The following is a 17,574-nucleotide window of genomic DNA, read 5'->3' on the forward strand; positions in this document are numbered from 1 at the left end:
ATTATCCGTTTCCTCTAGTCATAACAAGCTTTTCCAGTGTTTCAGCCTTGCTCTGCGCAGTATTTCCAGCCAAATCTCATGGTTGGTGCGTCGCGTGCCAACTCTTTGAAGTGCCTGACGGAGAAAACTGTGCCAATACGATCCATCTGCGTTTACTGCGGCTCCCAGCCGGGACGCGATCCCGCCTATATGCAGGCCGGCCGCGCGCTCGGAAAATCCATTGCAGCCCATGATCTCAGGCTGGTCTATGGCGGCGGCACCAAGGGCATCATGGGTGCGGTTGCTGCAGGCGTTCTGGCGCATGGCGGCAAGGTCACGGGCATCATTCCGGACTTTCTTGTCGATATGGAGGCAACCCGTCATTCGCTCGGCCAGCTCGACGAACTGATCGTCACCAAGGACATGCATGAGCGCAAGCACAAGATGTTCGAACGCTCCGATGCCTTCGTCACCCTTCCGGGCGGCATTGGCACTCTGGAGGAGATCGTCGAGATCATGACCTGGGGCCAACTCGGCCGTCATGAGAAGCCGATGGTATTTGCCAATATCGGCGGGTTCTGGGATCCGATGCTGTCGCTCGTCACCCATATGCGCGAGGAAGGCTTCATCCACCGGGGGCATCTGGTACAGCCGATGGTGATCCCTGACGTGGATGACATCGTGCCGGCCATTCTCGACCGCGACGAACAGCAGGCTGCGTCAAAGGGCGAAGCCGCCGTCATTTCGAAACTCTAGGGTTTCAGGCTCCCGCCGAGGGTAGGGAACAGGAGCACCGCATGCCAGACTGGAATATCCTGTTCGCCTTCCTTGTGACGACGTCCATCTTCGCGTTCATTCCGGGACCCGCGATGCTTTACGTAGCGGCCCGCACGATCGCTGCCGGCCGCAAGGCGGGCATGATGGCGGTGCTTGGCGTCCATCTCGGATCCTACGCCCATATCATCGCTGCAGCAGCTGGCCTTTCGGTTCTCTTTCACGCCGTTCCGGTGGTTTATGCACTGGTGAAGCTTGCAGGCGCGATCTACCTGGTCTGGCTCGGCATTTCCCTGTTTCGCGCGAAGGCTGCGGGTTCAGGCGATCTGCAGGCGGAGACGCCGAGATCCGCCCGAAAGGCATTTGCCGAAAGCATCGTCGTCGAGGTTCTCAACCCGAAGACGGCGATCTTCTTCCTCGCCTTCCTGCCGCAATTCGTCGACAGCACGGCCAGCTTTCCGGTCTGGGTTCAATTCGTGATTCTGGGACTGGCCGTCAGCGTCATCTTCACGATCGCCGATGTTTTCGCCGTTGCCCTTGCCGGCCTGGTGATGGCACGGCTCAACCGATCGACGACCGCGCAAAAGCTTGCCCAGCGGGCAGGCGGCACCATCCTGGTTGGTCTCGGCGCGCATCTCGCGCTGCAGAGAAGCTAGAGACGAGCGTCAGTCGACGATGAAGAGCTTGGCGCCCAGTGTCGTCGAGGACCGGTGCGGTTCGGCGCTGTCGGCCACCTGATAGCTCATGCCGGGCTTCAGCACGAAGATGCGTCCGTCGGCAAGCTCGGTGGTCATCTCGCCTTCGAGGCAAAGCAGGATATGACCCTTCTCGCACCAGTGGTCGGCCAGATAGCCCGGCGAATGCTCGACCATCCGCACCCGGATCGTCCCGAAATGGCGGGTGCGCCAGGTCGAGTGTCCGGTGTCGCCCTTGTGGATGGTCGGCTCGATCTGCGACCAGTCCGTCGTGCCGAAGGGGATATCTGACATCTGCATGAACGAAATCTCCTGAGGGGCGGTCAGCGGCTGCGAAGGTCCCGCAGCATCGCCAGCGTATAGACTGCAAGTGCCGACCAGATAAACACGAAGGCTGTGAGCTTGATGCCGCTCAACGGCTCCTTGAAGATAAACACGGCGGTCAGAAAGATCATTGTTGGTGCGATATACTGCATGATGCCGATGGTCGAAAGCTTCAGCAGCTTGGTGGCATTGGCATAGATCATCAGCGGCACGGCTGTCGCTATACCGGCAAAGGCAAGAAGGGCCGCATCATAGCCGACACCGTTCAGGAAGTGGCCCTGGCCCGTCGCTTCCAGCCAGATGAGGTAGGGCAGCATCGGAATGCTGATCAGAAGCACTTCGAGGAAAAACCCCTGGTTCGGACCGATCGGCAGCGTCTTGCGGAACAGGGCGTAGAAGCCCCAGGTAAACGTCAGCGCCAGCGACACCCAAGGCAATCCGCCGGAGCCCCAAGTGAGGATTGCGACGCCGACCACGGCAAGCCCGATCGCCGCCTTCTGCATCGGCAACAGCTTTTCCTTCAGCACCAGCGCTGCCATCAGGATGCTGAAGAGCGGATTGATGAAGTAGCCGAGCGCGGCATCGATCGCATGACCGTTCGAGACCGCCCAGACATAGATACCCCAGTTGGCGGTGATGAAGGCGGCGGTGACGCAGGCCATGCCGAGCATGCGCGGCGTCCTGATCGCGGTCTTCACATCCCCGGTACGGCCCAGAATGATCAGCACGAGGCCGGCGATCGGCACGGACCAGATGGCGCGGTGCGCCAGCACTTCCAGCGCCGGAAGATGCGCGACCGCTTTCAGGTAAAAGGGAAGGACGCCCCACAGGAGATAGGCGGTGATGCCGAAGGCAAAGCCGCGCGGCGTGTCCTCGTTCTTCGCTCCCGCGGGTTGTGCGGCGACGGGAACGGTATCGGTGGCCATCAGGGCGTTTCCGGCAATTTGTTATCGTTGGCTGGCGGGATACACCAAGGCGTGGCCCCCGGCCAATTCATTTCTGTGAAGCATGGATCAGCGGCGCGACCGCTCCGACCGACCCGCTCACCGGATGCCGCAACTCACTTCGGCCTCAGCGTGATCACGGTCAGTTCCGAGGGTACGCCGAGCCTCAGCGCAAAACCGATCCACAGGGCTGTACCGTTATTGACATAGAGCGACATCTGATCGACGTCGTAGAGACCGGACACGAAGCCGTTGTTGAAGCGGGCGATAAGGCGATCGAACCCCCAGATCATGCCGCCATGGGTATGGCCGGACAGCTGCAGATCGGCCCCGGCATCCGCCGAAAGCTTCGCATCGCGTGGCTGGTGGTTGAGGAGGATGACCGGAACATCAGCTGGCGCACCTGATAGCGCCTTGCCGACGTCAGGGCCTTCCAGGCCGAACCGGGTGGCGTTGAGATCGTTGACGCCGGCCAGCACCATCTGCGCACCGCCGCGCGACAGCACCACGTGGCCGTTGGAAATGGTGCGAAGGCCAAGCGTCTCGTATTGCCGCATCCAGTCGTCATGGCCGAAGTAATATTCGTGATTGCCCGGAATGGTGAAGACGCCGTCTGGAGCGCGCAGTTTGGCAAGCGGGGCAACATCCAGATTGCGGGCCTGCAGATCGCCATCGATCAGGTCGCCAGTGATGACGATGAGGTCGGCATTCTGGGCATTGGCCTTGGCTACCGTCTCTTCGACCCAGGGCGCCTGAAACAGCCGGCTGATGTGAAGATCCGTCAGCTGGATCAACCGGTAGCCATCAAACTGCGCCGGCAGGTCGGGGATCCGGATCTCGACTTCCTTGACCGGCGGCACCCGGATCGCCTGGTTGACGGCAAAAGCTGCAAGCGACATGGCAGCTGCGCCGATCCCGTAGCGCAGCCCGACCGGTATTCTGATCCGCCGACGTCGAAGGGCTGCCGTGACAAGCGCGACCAGATCGAGCGCCAGCTGAAATATGCCAAGCAACAGGATCGTGCCCGCCATCCAGTTGACGACGATCATCGTCATCCGCGGCACTTCAGGCGAAAACATCGTGCCGAACACGATCCGGCTGATCAGACTGTGCTGGAACACCACCATCAGCACGACCGCGATCAACCCCTTCGCCCAGCGGGGCCACGGCAGCGGCAGAAGGAAGCGGAGGACGACGTAGAGGCACAGAAGGGCTTTGGCGAGATGAAACACGTCGATGAGGCTCGGCTTCAGGAGGATGCGATAAGGCAGGGAGCCCTAACTGTGCCGGCCGGCGGTTAATCTCAACCGGCATAACGGGATGTTGATCGGGAGGGGTGAGGCATATCGCTTCTCCCCGCCCGCAGGGAGAAGTTGGCGGGAGCCGAATGCGGGGCGAGACGCCCCGCAAGCTTTCGCATTTATGCCTTCCCCGCAAACCGATCCGTCGCCCGGATCAGTTGATCCGTAATCCCCGGTTCCGATACGGCATGTCCAGCGCCTTCGATGATGTGGAAATCTGCGTCGGTCCAGACCTTCGACAGCTGGTAGGCGTATTTGAGCGGGCAGGGCATGTCGTAACGGCCGTGCACGATGATGCCCGGAATGCCCTTGAGCTTCGTCGCATCGCGCAAGAGCTGGCCTTCCTCAAGCCAGCCGGCATTCATGAAGAAGTGGTTTTCGATGCGGGCAAAGGCGATGGCGTAATGGTCTTCGCCGAAGCCTTCGGTCAGCGCCGCATCGGGAAGCAGGGTGATCGTCGATCCCTCCCATATGCTCCAGGCCTTGGCCGCCTCGAGCTGCGCCGCCGTGTCTGATCCTGTCAGGCGGCGGTGATAGGCGGCCATCATCTCGTGGCGCTCATCCTCGGGAATCGGTGCGACAAACGCCTCGTATTTTTCGGGAAACATTTCGGAGACGCCGAATTGGTAGTACCAGTCGAGTTCCGCTCTGGTGAGCGTGTAGATGCCGCGCAGCAGCAGCTCGGTCACCCGCTCGGGATGCGTCTCGGCATAGGCGAGGCCGAGCGTCGAACCCCAGGATCCGCCGAACACCTGCCACTTCTCGACACCGACCATCTCGCGCAGCCGCTCGATATCGGCGACCAGATGCCAGGTCGTGTTGGCCTCAAGGCTTGCATGCGGCGTCGACTTGCCGCAGCCGCGCTGGTCGAACAGAAGGATGTCGTAGAGTTCAGGATCAAACAGCCGTGACTGGATCGGCGTGATGCCGCCTCCGGGGCCGCCATGCAGGAAGACGACGGGTTTTGCCCCCTTCGTGCCATGCCGTTCGAAATTGATCGAGTGACCGTCGCCGACATCGAGCGTGCCGGTCTCAAAGGCAGTCGTTGCCGGGTAGAGCGTGCGCAGCACTTCCGTCATAGATGCAGACCTTTCGCCGGCCAGTTTTCCGTATCGTGATCGGGGTGCTGGAAGGAGATGATCTGCTCCTGCTTCGAATAGTAGTCCGTATCGCCATGCACGGGAGCGTCGAAGATCGTTTCCACCCAGGGCAGCCGGAAAGCGTGGTTGACCTGCACCTGCGGCATCAGGTCGTCGCGCTCGTCGAAGGCACCGATGGCGATATCGAGGCTGGTCGGCGTACGATAGGTGAGCGGCGTGCCGCATTCCGCGCAAAAGCCGCGGTCAATATTAATCGAGGACTGGAAGTATTTCGGCTCCCCGCGGGTCCACTCGACCCCACTCTCAGCACCGTCCTGCGGCGTTGCGACAAGCGGCCCGAAGAAACCGCCGAACGCCTTCTGGCACATCCGGCAATGGCAGATGGAGGCACGACCGAGCTGTCCGTTGATCCTGAAACGCACGGCGCCGCACTGGCACCCGCCGGTTCTCGGCTGACCGGCTTTTTCCGTTTCACTCATGCGTCGTCCTCCTTCGTCATTCCGCGATCGGCGGGAACTGGTTGCCACGTCTGTGTATCGTGATCCGGGTGCTGGTTGGAAACGATATCGGAAAGGAACGGCGCCTCGTCGATATCATCCATCGTATCGTGCCCGGGCAGGGTGTGCAGATGATCCACGAAGGGTATCTTGCCTTCGGTGCCGTACTGGACCGACGGCGGTAGCGCCGACGGATCGTCGAAAGCACCGGCTGAAACCGCGATACCGTCCACCGCCTCATAGATCAGCGGCGTGCCGCAATTGTCGCAGAAGCCGCGCCGCACATGGTTTGAAGAGTGAAAATATTTCGGCTGTCCGCGCGTCCACGAAAAGCCGGTGCCGCGGGTGGAGACGAGGGGCGCATAATAGGCACCGAACGCCTTCTGACACATGCGGCAATGGCAGATCGAGACATGGTCGGGCTTGCCGTCGAGGCGAAAACGCAGGGCGCCGCACTGACAGCCGCCGGTATGAATGTCATGGCTCGTCATGCATTGCCCCGTAGCGAGGTCTGACGGCCGCGACTGCCCACAGGGTTTGGTTGGCGCTCTGCACTCATGTCATCCTCCCCTCATCCTTTGGGTGGTCCCGTGCGAAAAGCATAGGACCACCCCGCCCATGCGGCAAGCGTTAGCGCTTTACCTCCCAAGTGGTCACCCGTTCGCCGGTCTCGGCGTTCTTGCCATCCTTCAGCTGGATACCCTTGGTTGACAGTTCGTCACGGATGCGGTCGGCTTCGGCGAAGTTCTTCGCTTTGAGCATTTCGAGCCGCAGCGCGACGAGCGCATCCACCGCTTCGGCAAGCGCCCCGTCCACTTCCGTCTTTTCCGGCGCGACGCCGAGAAGGGCGGCACTGGCGCCAAACATCGGCAGCAGCGTGCTGTCGGCATTGGCTTCCTGCGCCAGTGCGTGGATGCGCTGGATCGCGGCAACCGTGTTGAGGTCGTCGGCGAGCGCGTCGAGGACGATTGGGCAGGGCTGCGTGCTCGAAGGAATGTCGGCGAGGTCGACGGCCGGCCATTTGGCAAGAAGCCGCTCGGCCTCCTCGATGCGCTTGATCGAGAAGTCGATCGGTTCGCGGTAATGCGTCATCAGCATGGCGAGACGCAGCACCTGGCCCGGCCACTTGCGGCCGCCGAATGTATCGGTATCCAGCAACTGGTTGATGGTAATGAAATTGCCGTCGGACTTCGACATCTTGCGGCCTTCGACCTGCACGAAGCCGTTATGCATCCAGACATTCGCCATCACGTCGGTGCCGTGGGCGCAGCGCGACTGGGCAATCTCGTTTTCATGGTGCGGAAAGATCAGGTCCAGCCCGCCGCCATGAATGTCGAAGACTTCGCCGAGATAGCGGCCGCTCATTGCTGAGCATTCGATATGCCAGCCGGGACGACCGAGGCCCCAAGGGCTGTCCCAGCCGGGTTCGTTGTGGGAGGAAAGCTTCCACAGCACGAAATCGCCCGGGTTCTTCTTGTGCGCATCAACAGCGACGCGCGCACCGGCCTGCTGCTCGTCCAGCGGACGCTTGGAAAGCTGGCCGTAATCGGCCATCGACTTGGTGTCGAACAGCACTTCGCCCTCGGCGACATAGGCATTGCCGTTGCCGACCAGCTTTTCGATGATGGCGATCATCTGCGCGATATTGTCCGTGGCGCGCGGCTCGATGCTGGGCTTAAGGCAGCCAAGGGCAGCGACGTCGTCGTGAAACTGCTTCGCCGTCTTTTCGGTGACCGCATGGATCGCATCGTTGAGCGCAAGATGCGGAAAGTCGCGCAGCGCCCGGGCGTTGATCTTGTCATCCACGTCGGTAATGTTGCGCGCATAGGTCACATGGGCGTCGCCGTACACATGCCGCAGCAGCCGGAATAGCACATCGAACACGATCACCGGCCGGGCGTTACCGATATGGGCGAAATCATAGACCGTCGGGCCGCAGACATACATGCGGACGTTGTCGGCATCGATGGGCTCGAACGCCGTCTTCGCGCGGATCAAGGTATTGTATAGCTTGAGCGTGACGCTCATCGAAAAATCTCCCAACATCCTGACGTCGCATGCATCTATGGCGAGCGGACCAGAGCGTTTGTCTTCAAAGCTTTTCGAGAGACGAAAACGGCCAGGCCAGCGCTTTACGCTGAGCGAATAATGATCCCGCAGATGGAAATCGCCGTGTTCATCCGTCGTTTATGGCGCGAGGCCACTGTTTGGTCAAGAGATTTGCTGATGCGTTCCCGCTCCGAAATCCCATCGAAAAAGCTGTTGAAAAGCGGTTTTCACCGCCCGCGTTTAGTTACCGGTTAATCTTAACCAAAACCTGTGTTTTGCGTTTTGTCCATTCTGCCTAATATTAGAAATCACTGATGAAGAGTGGGAGGCAGGGTCATGGACGTAAGAACGACCTTCGTGGGAAAGCCGCTTGATCCGGGTGAGCTGGAACGGCTGGCGCGAATATACAACGTCGCGCGCTGGATGACCGGTCGCTCCAGGCACGATCCGTCTGCCGCAAGGCTGGCGGCCATGGCAATTCGCTTCTACCAGCTCGGCGTGCGCGACGACGATGTTCTTCTCGAAAAGGTGCTGAGCACCCATTCGGCTCTCACGAGCAACTGAGATGTCCGAACGGCGTGCGACCTAATTTCGGGTTCCCGCCCACATGCGTGACAACGTCTTGCGCGCCAGGAATGCGGTGACGGCAACCGCAACAAGGATTACGCCGAGGGCTGCGAGCATGTGAACATGCAGTCTCAAATGTCCAAACAGCGCCTCGACCGCGTTGCCGAACAGGTACCCGATCGCCGTTATCCCGACGCCCCAGACGAATGCGGCGATGAGATTGAGAAAGAAGAAGCGAAGAGGCGAGATGCCGGAAAGTCCGATCATCAAGGGACTGACGGTGCGGATGCCGTAGATGAAACGGAACGAGAGGATGAAGCCCGTCGGATGCGCCGCAAGCAGGGTGCGGACGCGTTCTGCAGCCTTTACCCTCATCATCCGCTGGACGATTGCCACGCGGTTGGCGTGGCGGCCCGCAAAAAACAGCGCCTGGTCAGCGATCAGCGATCCCAAGAAGGCACCCGCCGCGGCCTGCCAGTAGGGCATGAGGCCGCGGTGGGAAATCACGCCGCCGAGAAACGCTGCCGTCTCGCCCTCGACAGCCGCTCCCAGAAACACGGCCACCGGTCCATACTCACCGATCAACTGTTCCAGGCTCATGACTAGATTCCCCCAAACGTCCGGGCTGTCGGTCTATCCGGTTATTCCGGCATTCTGAAATCGACGAACCGGTTTTCGCGCACCACGAACATGCGGCCACTGTCGGTAAGCTCTGGCGAGGCGAGGAAGAGAATCTTCTGCGCCACCTCTGAAGGATGCGGCAGTGTCTCCGGATCTTCGCCAGGCACGGCCTGCGCCCGCATCGCGGTCCTTGTGGCGCCCGGGTTGACCATGTTGACCTTGAGCGTCGTATGCGTGTTTTCCGCAGCCCAGATGCGACCCATGGTTTCGACAGCGGATTTCGAGATCGCGTAGGCACCCCAGAAAGCCGGTGCCTTTGCGGCAGCGCCTGACGAGAAGAGCAGGGCGCGACCCGCATCGGATCGCACCAGCAGCGGCTCCACCGAGCGGATCAGCCGCCACATCGAGGTGACGTTGGTCAGCATCACCTTCTCGAACACTTTCGCCTCGATATGCCCGAGCGGCGAAATTGTACCAAGGATGCCGGCATTGGCGACCAGGATGTCGAGCTTGCCCCAGCGTTCGAAGATCGAGGCACCCAGCCGGTCGATCGCCTCCATGTCGGTGAGATCGAACGGCACGAGCGTTGCCGAGCCGCCTGCAGCCTTTATCGCGTCGTCCAGCTCTTCCAGCCCGCCGACGGTGCGTGCGGTGGCGATCACATGCGCGCCGGCCTTTGCCAGCTCCAGTGCCGTGAAGTAACCGATGCCGCGCGAGGCGCCGGTCACCAGCGCAATCCTACCCTTCAAGTCGATCGTCATTGTTCCATCCCTGCCAGTCGCGACCAAAAAAGAAGGCCGCGTTCCCGCAGCCTTCTAAAACGTTCATGATCGATTGAAAACCATTCAGCCGTTGCTGGCCAGAAGCGAGACCTTGCGGCCGACCGCTTCACCATCCTTGTCGAGAAGACGCGTCGGGTAGTCGCCGGTGAAATAATGGTCGGTGAACTGCGGCCGTGCATCGTTGCGGTCTTCGCCGCCGACGGCGCGGTAAAGCCCGTTGATCGACAGGAATTCGAGCGAGTCCGCGCCGATATATTTGCACATCGCTTCGAGGCTGTCGTACTGGTTGGCCAGCAGCTTTTCCCGGTCCGGCGTGTCGATGCCGTAGAAATCGGGATAGTAGATCATCGGGCTTGCGACGCGCAGGTGAACTTCCTTGGCACCGGCATCGCGGATCATCTGGACGATCTTCAGCGACGTGGTGCCGCGCACGACTGAATCGTCGACCAGCACGACGCGCTTGCCCTCGATCATCGCCCGGTTGGCGGAGTGCTTGAGCTTCACGCCGAAAGCGCGGATCTGCTGAGTGGGCTCGATGAAGGTGCGACCGACATAATGGTTGCGGATGATGCCGTATTCGAACGGAATGCCGCTCTCCTGGGCGTACCCCAGAGCTGCCGGCGTGCCGCCATCGGGAACCGGCACGACGACATCAGCTTCGACAGGCGCTTCCTTGGCGAGGTTGATGCCCATGTTCTTGCGCGCCACATAGACCGAGCGACCGCCGACAACGGAATCGGGACGAGCGAAATAGACGTATTCGAACAGGCAGAGCCGTTCCGGCTGGCCATTGCCGGCCTTGCGGGCATCGATCGAGATCGAGCCGTCTGACTGGATCTCGCAGATGATCACTTCGCCGTTTTCGACGTCGCGGATGAACTTGGCACCGATGATGTCGAGCGCGCAGGTTTCAGAGGCAAACACAGGCTTGCCGTCGAGTTCGCCCATAACGAGGGGACGGATACCGGTCGGATCACGCGCCGCGATCAGCTTGGTGCGGGTGATGGCAAGCATCGAATAACCGCCTTCCATCTGCCTGATGGCATCGATGAAGCGGTCTGCGGTGGAGGAGTAGCGCGAGCGCGCGATGAGGTGAAGGACGACTTCCGTATCGGATGTCGACTGACAGATGGCGCCGCCGGCGATCAATTGCCGGCGCAGCGTGAGACCGTTGGTGAAATTGCCGTTGTGGGCAATCGCGATACCGCCGACTTCAAGTTCCGCAAACAGCGGCTGGACGTTGCGAAGAGCGACTTCGCCGGTCGTCGAATAGCGGTTGTGGCCGATCGAGATATTGCCGGGAAGCTTCGCGAGCGTGACCGGGTCCGTATAGTGATCGCCGACCAGGCCCATCCGGCGCTCCGAATGGAAGCGCAAACCGTCGAACGAGACGATACCGGCGGCTTCCTGACCGCGATGCTGCAGGGCATGCAGGCCGAGCGCCGTCAGCGTTGCCGCATCCGGGTGGCCGAGGACGCCAAAGACGCCGCATTCTTCATGAAGGGTGTCTTCGTCCCATACGTTGGAGCGGTTGACATCGAATGTTTGCGATCCCGGCTGCTGCATCTGGCCGTACCCTTTCAGGAAAAATGGAAAGGCTGGCCGGGGGAGATTTCCCCCGGAGACCAGCCCGTCTATCATCAGATTTCGAATGTTACCACAAATGGTGATGGTGTGCGCTGCATCAAGCGCAACACAGCGTCAATTATTTGTAACCGGTGCGTCTTCGGCCGGCGTCTGGTCGGTACCAACAGCGCCATCCACAGGTGCTTCTTCCTTGCCGAGGATACGGGCCCGGATCTGCGGCTCGATATCGGCTGGCAGCACGGCTTCGAGGCGTCCGACCAGCGTATCGAGGAACGGCTTCGACTTGGCGTTGGTGACCCAGGTCGGCTGGGCACTTTCAGCGACCAGCCAGTTCCAGAAGGCAACGGCCACGACGAGAAGCAGGATGCCGCGGGCAGCTCCGAACAGGAAGCCGAGCGTGCGGTCGAGCGCACCGATGCGGCTGTCGATGATGAAGTCGGCGATCCTGGATGTGATGAAGGAGATGATGATCAGCGCCACGAGGAAGATGACGCCAGCCGAACCGGCAATGGCGATGCGGTGATCGGATGTGTACTTTTCCGCGTAAGGGACGAGCAGCGGGTAGAGATAGTAGGCGGCGGCAATGGCGCCGGCCCAGCTTGCGATCGACAGAACCTCGCGGGAGAAACCGCGAACCATGGCAAGCACGGCCGAAAACAGGGTGACGCCGATGACAATACCGTCGAAGATGGTGATGGGCATGTAAACTCTACTCCAGAACCTGCCGTTGCATGCCTGCCGTCTTGGTGAAGCCAATGTGGGCCAGCCGTTTTCGTGCCTGAATCCGACCGGAGTTTCCAACCTGATCCAGAGCGTCGAGCGCGTGTCTTACATCAGCCGTGGCGTTAACGGAAGATCAATCATCTTCCTCCTGCTTCCCCAGCTTTTTGACCGAACCGGCGATGCGCGAGACGAGATCCGGCAGGTCCTCGATCATCGTCCAGCGGGCGCTGGAGCCCTTCGGCAGTTCGGCGGATGTGGCCGGCAGCATGGCACCGGAAAAGCCAAGCTTCTCGGCTTCTTTCAATCGCTGCGCCGTCTGCGAAACGGGACGCACCGCGCCGGAAAGACTGATCTCGCCGAAAAACACATGGTCGGCCGGAAGCGCGATGCCGGCAAGCGAAGAAACAAGCGCCGAGGCGATCGCCATATCGGCCGCCGGTTCCGAGATGCGGTAACCGCCGGCGACGTTCAAATAGACGTCGTGCTGGCCGAGCCGCACGCCGCAATGGGCTTCGAGAACCGCAAGGATCATCGCGAGACGCGACGAATCCCAACCGACCACGGCACGGCGCGGCGTGCCGAGCGAGGTGGCTGCCACTAGCGCCTGAACCTCGACCAGAACCGGCCGTGTACCTTCCATGCCGGCAAAGACTGCGGCCCCCGGGGATTTGGCGTTGCGCTCACCGAGAAACAGTTCCGACGGGTTGGTGACCTCGCGCAGGCCCTTGTCGGACATTTCGAACACGCCGATCTCGTCGGTCGGCCCGAACCGGTTTTTCACCGTACGCAGGATGCGGTAATGATGGCCGCGGTCGCCTTCGAAATAAAGCACGGCATCGACCATGTGCTCGACCACGCGCGGACCGGCGATCTGGCCTTCCTTGGTGACATGGCCTACCAGAACCATGGCAGCGCCCGTCTGCTTCGCAAAGCGGATCATCGCCTGCACACCGGTGCGTACCTGGGTGACGGTTCCCGGCGCCGAATCGGCGGTATCGCTCCACAACGTCTGGATCGAATCGATGATGACGAGATCCGGCCGCTTGCCTTCCGACACCGTGGCGAGAATGTCCTCGACATTGGTTTCGGCCGCCAAAAGCACTTCCGTATCGGCAGCACCCAGCCGCTGGGCCCGAAGGCGAACCTGAGCGACGGCTTCTTCGCCGGATACATAGATGATGCGATGACCACGACGCGAAAGGGCGGCCGCCGCCTGCATCAGAAGCGTCGACTTGCCGATGCCCGGATCGCCGCCGATCAGCACCGCCGACCCACGCACGAATCCGCCGCCGGTGGCACGGTCGAGTTCGGAAATGCCGGTATGGATGCGCGGTGCTTCCTCGGTCTCACCGGAAAGGGCGGTCAGCGTCACGGCGCGGCCCTTTTTCGGCACCTTGCCGGGACCGGACCCGATGCCGCCCATCGGATCTTCCTCGACGATCGTATTCCACTCGCCGCAGCCTTCGCACTTGCCCGCCCAGCGGCTGTGCACCGTGCCGCAGTTCTGGCACACGAATTGAGTTTTAGGTTTTGCCATGAGATCAGGTTTCGTCAGTCTTGAAGAGGTCGGGATGAAGGTTTTGATGGCCGTGCAGGACCCGGACGATGCGGACTGCCGTTTCCGTTCGGCGGAAGTAGATACAGCGCTTGCGGTATGGGAGTGCTTTGAGACCGGGTGAGAGATTATCGCGCGGCGAACCTGGAAAACCGGTGAAGGCAATCCACGCAGCCTTTCGAGTAAGATCTCGTACGAAGTGGCCGGCCGCGACCGGATCGTCGACGGCGATGTACAGGAATATGTCGAGGAGATCCTGATCGGCCAGCGGGGAGTAAATCAGCTCTTTCGGTTCAATATGCGCATCCCCCGTTCGATGATCGAATCCGCGTGTGTGTCGGCATTGGCGAAACGCACGAACTCGCCTCTCTCCAGCTGGGCATCCGCCTCGGCGATCATCGTCCTCAGGAGTTCGTCTTCGCTTCCGAGACGGCTTAGTCCCGCCGCAACGACATCCGCAGCGCTCTCATAGGCGCCTGTCTTCACCTGCTCTTCGATAAACGCCAGAGCCTCGTCATTGAGATGGATCTCGGTCATTTCGATCTCCTTTTGTTCTCATTTAGCACGAAGGTTCCGCCCGCGAAAGAGGGGATCTCCGCGGGCGCTTACGTTCTCACTCGTCGGCGTAAAGATACCGCCGCTCGTAGCGCAGGCCGAGACTGGTGAGGAGTTCGTAGCCGATCGTGCCGGCCGCGCGCGCGACGTCGTCGAGCGGCATGTTGGGACCGAACAGCTCGATATAGTCGCCAGTGCGGACATCGCGTTCCGGCACATCGGTGATGTCGAAGATCGTCAGGTCCATGGTGACGCGGCCGACGACCGGCACGCGGTGGCCGGCGATGAAGCCGAAACCGCCCTCGTGAATGCTGTCCCGAATGGGAACGCCGGCGCCCGAAAGCGCCCGCTTGTAGCCATCCGCATAGCCTGCCGCGACGATTGCCAGCCGGCTGTCGCGGGTCAGCCGGTGTGTGCCGCCATAGCTGACCGTTTCGCCGGTCTTGGCGCTGCGGATCTGGATGATGCGGGCCTCTGCCTTGGCGACGGGCCGCATCGGATTGCTGACGCCGCCGACGGCCTCGCCGCCATAAACGGCGATGCCTGGACGGGTAAGGTCGAAATGGTACTCGGATCCGAGAAGGACGCCGGAAGACGCCGCAAGACTTGCCGGAATGCCGTCATAAGCCTCCGCAACCTTCTGGAATGATTCAAGCTGCTGGCGGTTGAAGGAAGAGGAGGGCGTATCGCCGCTGTGCAGATGCGACAGCACGAGGACGGGCGAGAAACTCGCCGGCCGCGACACGTCGTCGGCAAAGGCGAGCGCGTCCTCAAGCGGAATGCCGAGCCGGTTGAACCCGGTATCGATATGGAGCGCACAAGGGTGATCGCCGTGTTCTGCGGTTACCGCCATCCAGAAGCTGAGCTGCTCTTCGGAGACGAGGACCGGAACCAGTCCATGTTCGTAGAACGTCCCTTCCTGGCCTGGCCAGATGCCTGACAGCACATAGATGCGGGCGTCCGGCGCATAGGTTCGAAGCGTCACACCTTCCTGAACCACGGCCACGAAGAAATCGCGCGCGCCGGCCTCGTAAAGCGCCGTACCGCAATCCTCGAGACCCAGCCCATAGGCATCCGCCTTGACCACGGCCGCAGTCGAGGCATTGCCGGAGAGATCAGCCATCTCCCGCCAGTTGTCGGCAAGCGCTACGAGATCGATGGTCAGCCGGGCAGGGGCGATATCGAATTCGTCGAAAGGCAGGGCGTCGTCGTCGAAATCTGTCATGAGCGCTCAGCAGAATGGATCGGATCGACGCCAATCCTTACCCGTTTCCACGGCCGGAAAAAGACGTACGGGCGAGATTTTGCGCGCTGCACGCTTTTTTTCAAACATTCCAAGCAATCCGATAAAAACAGACACATCCACAACGTATTAATTCAGTGTTCAGATTGTATTGTGTATCAGATTTACTGTTCAATTAATTGAATTTCCCCGCGTCATTGGGCAGGGGGAGGGCAGAAATATATTTCGGGAGACTAATGTGAAAAATGTACTTTCAGTCATATTGACAGCAAGCTTTCTTGCTTCCGGCGCGTCTGCAGCCTTGGCGCAGACGAAGGGCGACTGGGTTCTCGGCAACTATAAGGGTGCCGGTTACTGGTTTCCGGGTGTCATCGAAAAGATCGGCGGTGGCAGTATTACCATCCGCTACGATGACGGTGACCGGGAAACGGTGGCTTCGAGCGCGGTGCGTCCGTACGACTGGATGATCGGCATGAAGGTCGAATGCAACTACAAGGGCGCCGGCGACTGGTACCCGGGCAAGATCACCGCGCTGGCAGGCGAGAAAATCGGGATCGCCTATGATGACGGCGACAAGGAAAGCACCCGGACCGGACGCTGCCGGACCCAGTAGTCGATCAGCGACCCTAAACTGGTCGATGCCGGCCGCTTTGCGGCGGCGGGCATTGACCATCTTATCACAGAGACTTGTGCCGCAATGAGCTCATCAATGCTCTTCGTATTGCGTGAAGCTCGGCTCCGCGAGATCGGCAAACCGGGTGAATTCCGCCTGGAAGGCGAGCTTGACGGTGCCGGTTGGTCCGTGGCGCTGCTTGGCGATGATGACGTCGGCCGTCCCCTTCACCTTGTCCATCAGCTGTTCCCATTCCGGATATTTCGGATCGGCCATATCGCGCGGCTCTGAGTTCTTCACGTAATACTCTTCGCGGAACACGAACAGAACCACGTCGGCGTCCTGCTCGATCGAGCCCGATTCGCGAAGGTCGGAAAGCTGCGGACGCTTGTCTTCGCGGCTTTCCACCTGGCGCGAAAGCTGGGAGAGCGCGATGATCGGCACGTTGAGTTCCTTGCCGAGCGCCTTGAGGCCCGTGGTGATCTGGGTGATTTCCTGCACGCGGTTCTCGCCGGATTTGCCCGACCCCGTCATCAGCTGGATATAGTCGACCACGAGGCAGTCGAGGCCACGTTGGCGCTTGAGGCGGCGGGCGCGGGCAGAGAGCTGCGCAATCGAGATACCACCGGTCTGGTCGATGAACAGCGGCACTTTCTGCATCATCTGTGAGCAGGCGACGAGCTTTTCGAAATCGGCCTCGGTGATATCGCCGCGGCGAATTTTTGACGAGGACACTTCGGTCTGTTCGGAGATGATACGGGTCGCCAGCTGCTCGGACGACATTTCGAGCGAATAGAAACCGACGACGCCGCCATTCTTGGCTTTCATCGATCCGTCCGGCTGGACCTCAGGCTCGTAGGAGGCTGCGATATTGTAGGCGATGTTGGTGGCAAGCGAGGTCTTGCCCATGCCCGGACGACCGGCAAGCACGATCAAGTCGGACCGCTGCAACCCGCCCATCTTGCCGTCGAGCGACATGATGCCGGTGGAAATACCGGACAGATGGCCGTCGCGCTCGAAGGCCTGGCCGGCCATGTCGATCGCCAGCGCCACCGCGTCGTTGAACGACTGGAAGCCACCGTCGTAGCGGCCGTTTTCGGCAAGCTCGAACAGGCGACGCTCGGTATCTTCGATCTGGCTCTGCGGCGGCATGTCGAGCGGCGCGTCATAGGCGATGTTGACGACGTCCTCGCCGATGGTGATCAGCGCACGGCGCAGCGCCAGATCGTAGATCGCCCGGCCGTAGTCCTCGGCATTGATGATCGACACGGCTTCGGCAGCGAGACGGGCGAGATACTGCGCCACCGTCATGTCGCCGACCTTCTCGTCCGCGGGCACGAAATTCTTGATGGTGACCGGGTTGGCGGTCTTGCCCATGCGGATGATGTCGCCCGCCACTTCGAAGATCTTGCGGTGCAGCGGCTCGTAGAGATGGGTCGGCTTCAGGAAGTCGGAGACGCGGTAATAGGCGTCGTTGTTGACGAGGATCGCACCCAGCAGCGCCTGCTCGGCTTCGATGTTGTTGGGAGCCTCACGGTAGTGCGGCGCTGCATCCTTGTTGCTCAGCGATGCGATGTTGCGCGCGACTTCGTTCATGATCTCTGTCCGTCCTGTCCGTCGAAGCTGCCGGTTCTACTGGTAAATGCGCCGTGCTGAAACCGGCCT

Annotated in this window: 20 protein-coding genes; 4 read left to right on the top strand and 16 right to left on the bottom strand. The window is 60.9% G+C overall.

Annotation, left to right across the window (positions count from 1 at the left end; genetic code table 11):
• The first annotated feature begins 114 nt into the window (after nucleotides 1-114).
• Together G6K99_RS05340 and G6K99_RS05345 are read left to right on the top strand one after the other, a co-directional pair.
• Nucleotides 115-735, top strand: a complete 621-nt coding sequence (locus tag G6K99_RS05340; RefSeq protein WP_174196058.1) for a TIGR00730 family Rossman fold protein — start codon at nucleotides 115-117, stop codon at nucleotides 733-735.
• A 41-nt stretch (nucleotides 736-776) separates the two neighbouring features.
• Nucleotides 777-1,409, top strand: coding sequence for a LysE family translocator (locus tag G6K99_RS05345; protein ID WP_174195916.1), 633 nt, complete (start codon nucleotides 777-779; stop codon nucleotides 1,407-1,409).
• Between the two features lie 9 nt (nucleotides 1,410-1,418).
• Here the strand turns inward: G6K99_RS05345 and G6K99_RS05350 are convergent, their stop codons facing one another.
• The 7 genes from G6K99_RS05350 to cysS all read right to left on the bottom strand — a co-directional run bounded on the left by G6K99_RS05350 (nucleotide 1,419) and on the right by cysS (nucleotide 7,642).
• Nucleotides 1,419-1,748 carry a DHCW motif cupin fold protein gene (locus G6K99_RS05350; RefSeq protein WP_174195917.1) on the bottom strand — a complete coding sequence of 110 codons (330 nt, stop codon included), beginning with the start codon at nucleotides 1,746-1,748 and terminating at the stop codon, nucleotides 1,419-1,421.
• Between the two features lie 23 nt (nucleotides 1,749-1,771).
• Nucleotides 1,772-2,698, bottom strand: coding sequence for an EamA family transporter RarD (gene rarD / locus G6K99_RS05355; RefSeq protein ID WP_062453363.1), 927 nt, complete (start codon nucleotides 2,696-2,698; stop codon nucleotides 1,772-1,774).
• Between the two features lie 134 nt (nucleotides 2,699-2,832).
• A complete protein-coding gene (locus G6K99_RS05360; protein WP_174195918.1) occupies nucleotides 2,833-3,948 on the bottom strand; it encodes a metallophosphoesterase in 1,116 nt (371 codons plus the stop codon).
• 188 nt (nucleotides 3,949-4,136) lie between these two features.
• Nucleotides 4,137-5,096 carry a prolyl aminopeptidase gene (gene pip, locus G6K99_RS05365; protein ID WP_174195919.1) on the bottom strand — a complete coding sequence of 320 codons (960 nt, stop codon included), beginning with the start codon at nucleotides 5,094-5,096 and terminating at the stop codon, nucleotides 4,137-4,139.
• The gene (locus G6K99_RS05370; RefSeq protein WP_174195920.1) at nucleotides 5,093-5,596 is read right to left on the bottom strand and encodes a GFA family protein; all 504 of its coding nucleotides are present in this window, start codon (nucleotides 5,594-5,596) and stop codon (nucleotides 5,093-5,095) included. The genes pip and G6K99_RS05370 overlap by 4 nt, the downstream gene beginning before the upstream one ends.
• The gene (locus tag G6K99_RS05375; RefSeq protein WP_174195921.1) at nucleotides 5,593-6,105 is read right to left on the bottom strand and encodes a GFA family protein; all 513 of its coding nucleotides are present in this window, start codon (nucleotides 6,103-6,105) and stop codon (nucleotides 5,593-5,595) included. Before G6K99_RS05375 ends, G6K99_RS05370 begins: the two co-directional genes overlap by 4 nt.
• Nucleotides 6,106-6,244: 139 nt before the next feature.
• Nucleotides 6,245-7,642, bottom strand: a complete 1,398-nt coding sequence (gene cysS, locus G6K99_RS05380) for a cysteine--tRNA ligase (protein ID WP_174195922.1) — start codon at nucleotides 7,640-7,642, stop codon at nucleotides 6,245-6,247.
• 357 nt (nucleotides 7,643-7,999) lie between these two features.
• Here cysS and G6K99_RS05385 point away from each other — a divergent pair, with 357 nt between their 5' ends.
• Complete coding sequence (locus G6K99_RS05385) at nucleotides 8,000-8,227, top strand: hypothetical protein (RefSeq protein WP_062453357.1); 228 nt, start codon at nucleotides 8,000-8,002, stop codon at nucleotides 8,225-8,227.
• Nucleotides 8,228-8,248: 21 nt separating this feature from the next.
• On the opposite strand, the gene G6K99_RS05390 is transcribed toward G6K99_RS05385, so the two are convergent.
• The 8 genes from G6K99_RS05390 to alr all read right to left on the bottom strand — a co-directional run bounded on the left by G6K99_RS05390 (nucleotide 8,249) and on the right by alr (nucleotide 15,278).
• Nucleotides 8,249-8,830 (bottom strand): DedA family protein, encoded by a 582-nt coding sequence (locus G6K99_RS05390; protein WP_174195923.1) that lies wholly within the window; start codon nucleotides 8,828-8,830, stop codon nucleotides 8,249-8,251.
• Between the two features lie 41 nt (nucleotides 8,831-8,871).
• Complete coding sequence (locus G6K99_RS05395; protein WP_113111103.1) at nucleotides 8,872-9,612, bottom strand: SDR family NAD(P)-dependent oxidoreductase; 741 nt, start codon at nucleotides 9,610-9,612, stop codon at nucleotides 8,872-8,874.
• An 84-nt stretch (nucleotides 9,613-9,696) separates the two neighbouring features.
• Entirely contained in the window at nucleotides 9,697-11,199 is a 1,503-nt protein-coding gene (gene purF, locus G6K99_RS05400; protein ID WP_062579838.1) for an amidophosphoribosyltransferase, read from the bottom strand.
• 135 nt (nucleotides 11,200-11,334) lie between these two features.
• Nucleotides 11,335-11,922 carry a CvpA family protein gene (locus G6K99_RS05405; RefSeq protein ID WP_062579839.1) on the bottom strand — a complete coding sequence of 196 codons (588 nt, stop codon included), beginning with the start codon at nucleotides 11,920-11,922 and terminating at the stop codon, nucleotides 11,335-11,337.
• Between the two features lie 154 nt (nucleotides 11,923-12,076).
• Nucleotides 12,077-13,480 carry a DNA repair protein RadA gene (radA, locus tag G6K99_RS05410; protein WP_062453352.1) on the bottom strand — a complete coding sequence of 468 codons (1,404 nt, stop codon included), beginning with the start codon at nucleotides 13,478-13,480 and terminating at the stop codon, nucleotides 12,077-12,079.
• A 4-nt stretch (nucleotides 13,481-13,484) separates the two neighbouring features.
• Entirely contained in the window at nucleotides 13,485-13,796 is a 312-nt protein-coding gene (locus G6K99_RS05415; RefSeq protein WP_371816140.1) for a type II toxin-antitoxin system RelE/ParE family toxin, read from the bottom strand.
• Complete coding sequence (locus G6K99_RS05420) at nucleotides 13,778-14,035, bottom strand: type II toxin-antitoxin system ParD family antitoxin (protein WP_174195924.1); 258 nt, start codon at nucleotides 14,033-14,035, stop codon at nucleotides 13,778-13,780. The genes G6K99_RS05415 and G6K99_RS05420 overlap by 19 nt, the downstream gene beginning before the upstream one ends.
• A 76-nt stretch (nucleotides 14,036-14,111) precedes the next feature.
• Nucleotides 14,112-15,278, bottom strand: coding sequence for an alanine racemase (alr, locus tag G6K99_RS05425; RefSeq protein WP_174195925.1), 1,167 nt, complete (start codon nucleotides 15,276-15,278; stop codon nucleotides 14,112-14,114).
• Between the two features lie 256 nt (nucleotides 15,279-15,534).
• Between alr and G6K99_RS05430 the strand changes: the two genes are divergently transcribed.
• Nucleotides 15,535-15,909, top strand: a complete 375-nt coding sequence (locus G6K99_RS05430) for an agenet domain-containing protein (protein ID WP_174195926.1) — start codon at nucleotides 15,535-15,537, stop codon at nucleotides 15,907-15,909.
• Nucleotides 15,910-16,002: 93 nt separating this feature from the next.
• Here G6K99_RS05430 and G6K99_RS05435 read toward each other — a convergent pair whose 3' ends face one another.
• Nucleotides 16,003-17,505: a replicative DNA helicase gene (locus G6K99_RS05435; protein ID WP_062579847.1), complete on the bottom strand. Its 1,503-nt coding sequence runs from the start codon at nucleotides 17,503-17,505 to the stop codon at nucleotides 16,003-16,005.
• Nucleotides 17,506-17,574 lie beyond the last annotated feature (69 nt).

Origin of the sequence: Neorhizobium sp. AL 9.2.2 (assembly GCF_013317225.1) — a bacterium.
GTDB classification, from domain to species: domain Bacteria; phylum Pseudomonadota; class Alphaproteobacteria; order Rhizobiales; family Rhizobiaceae; genus Neorhizobium; species Neorhizobium soli.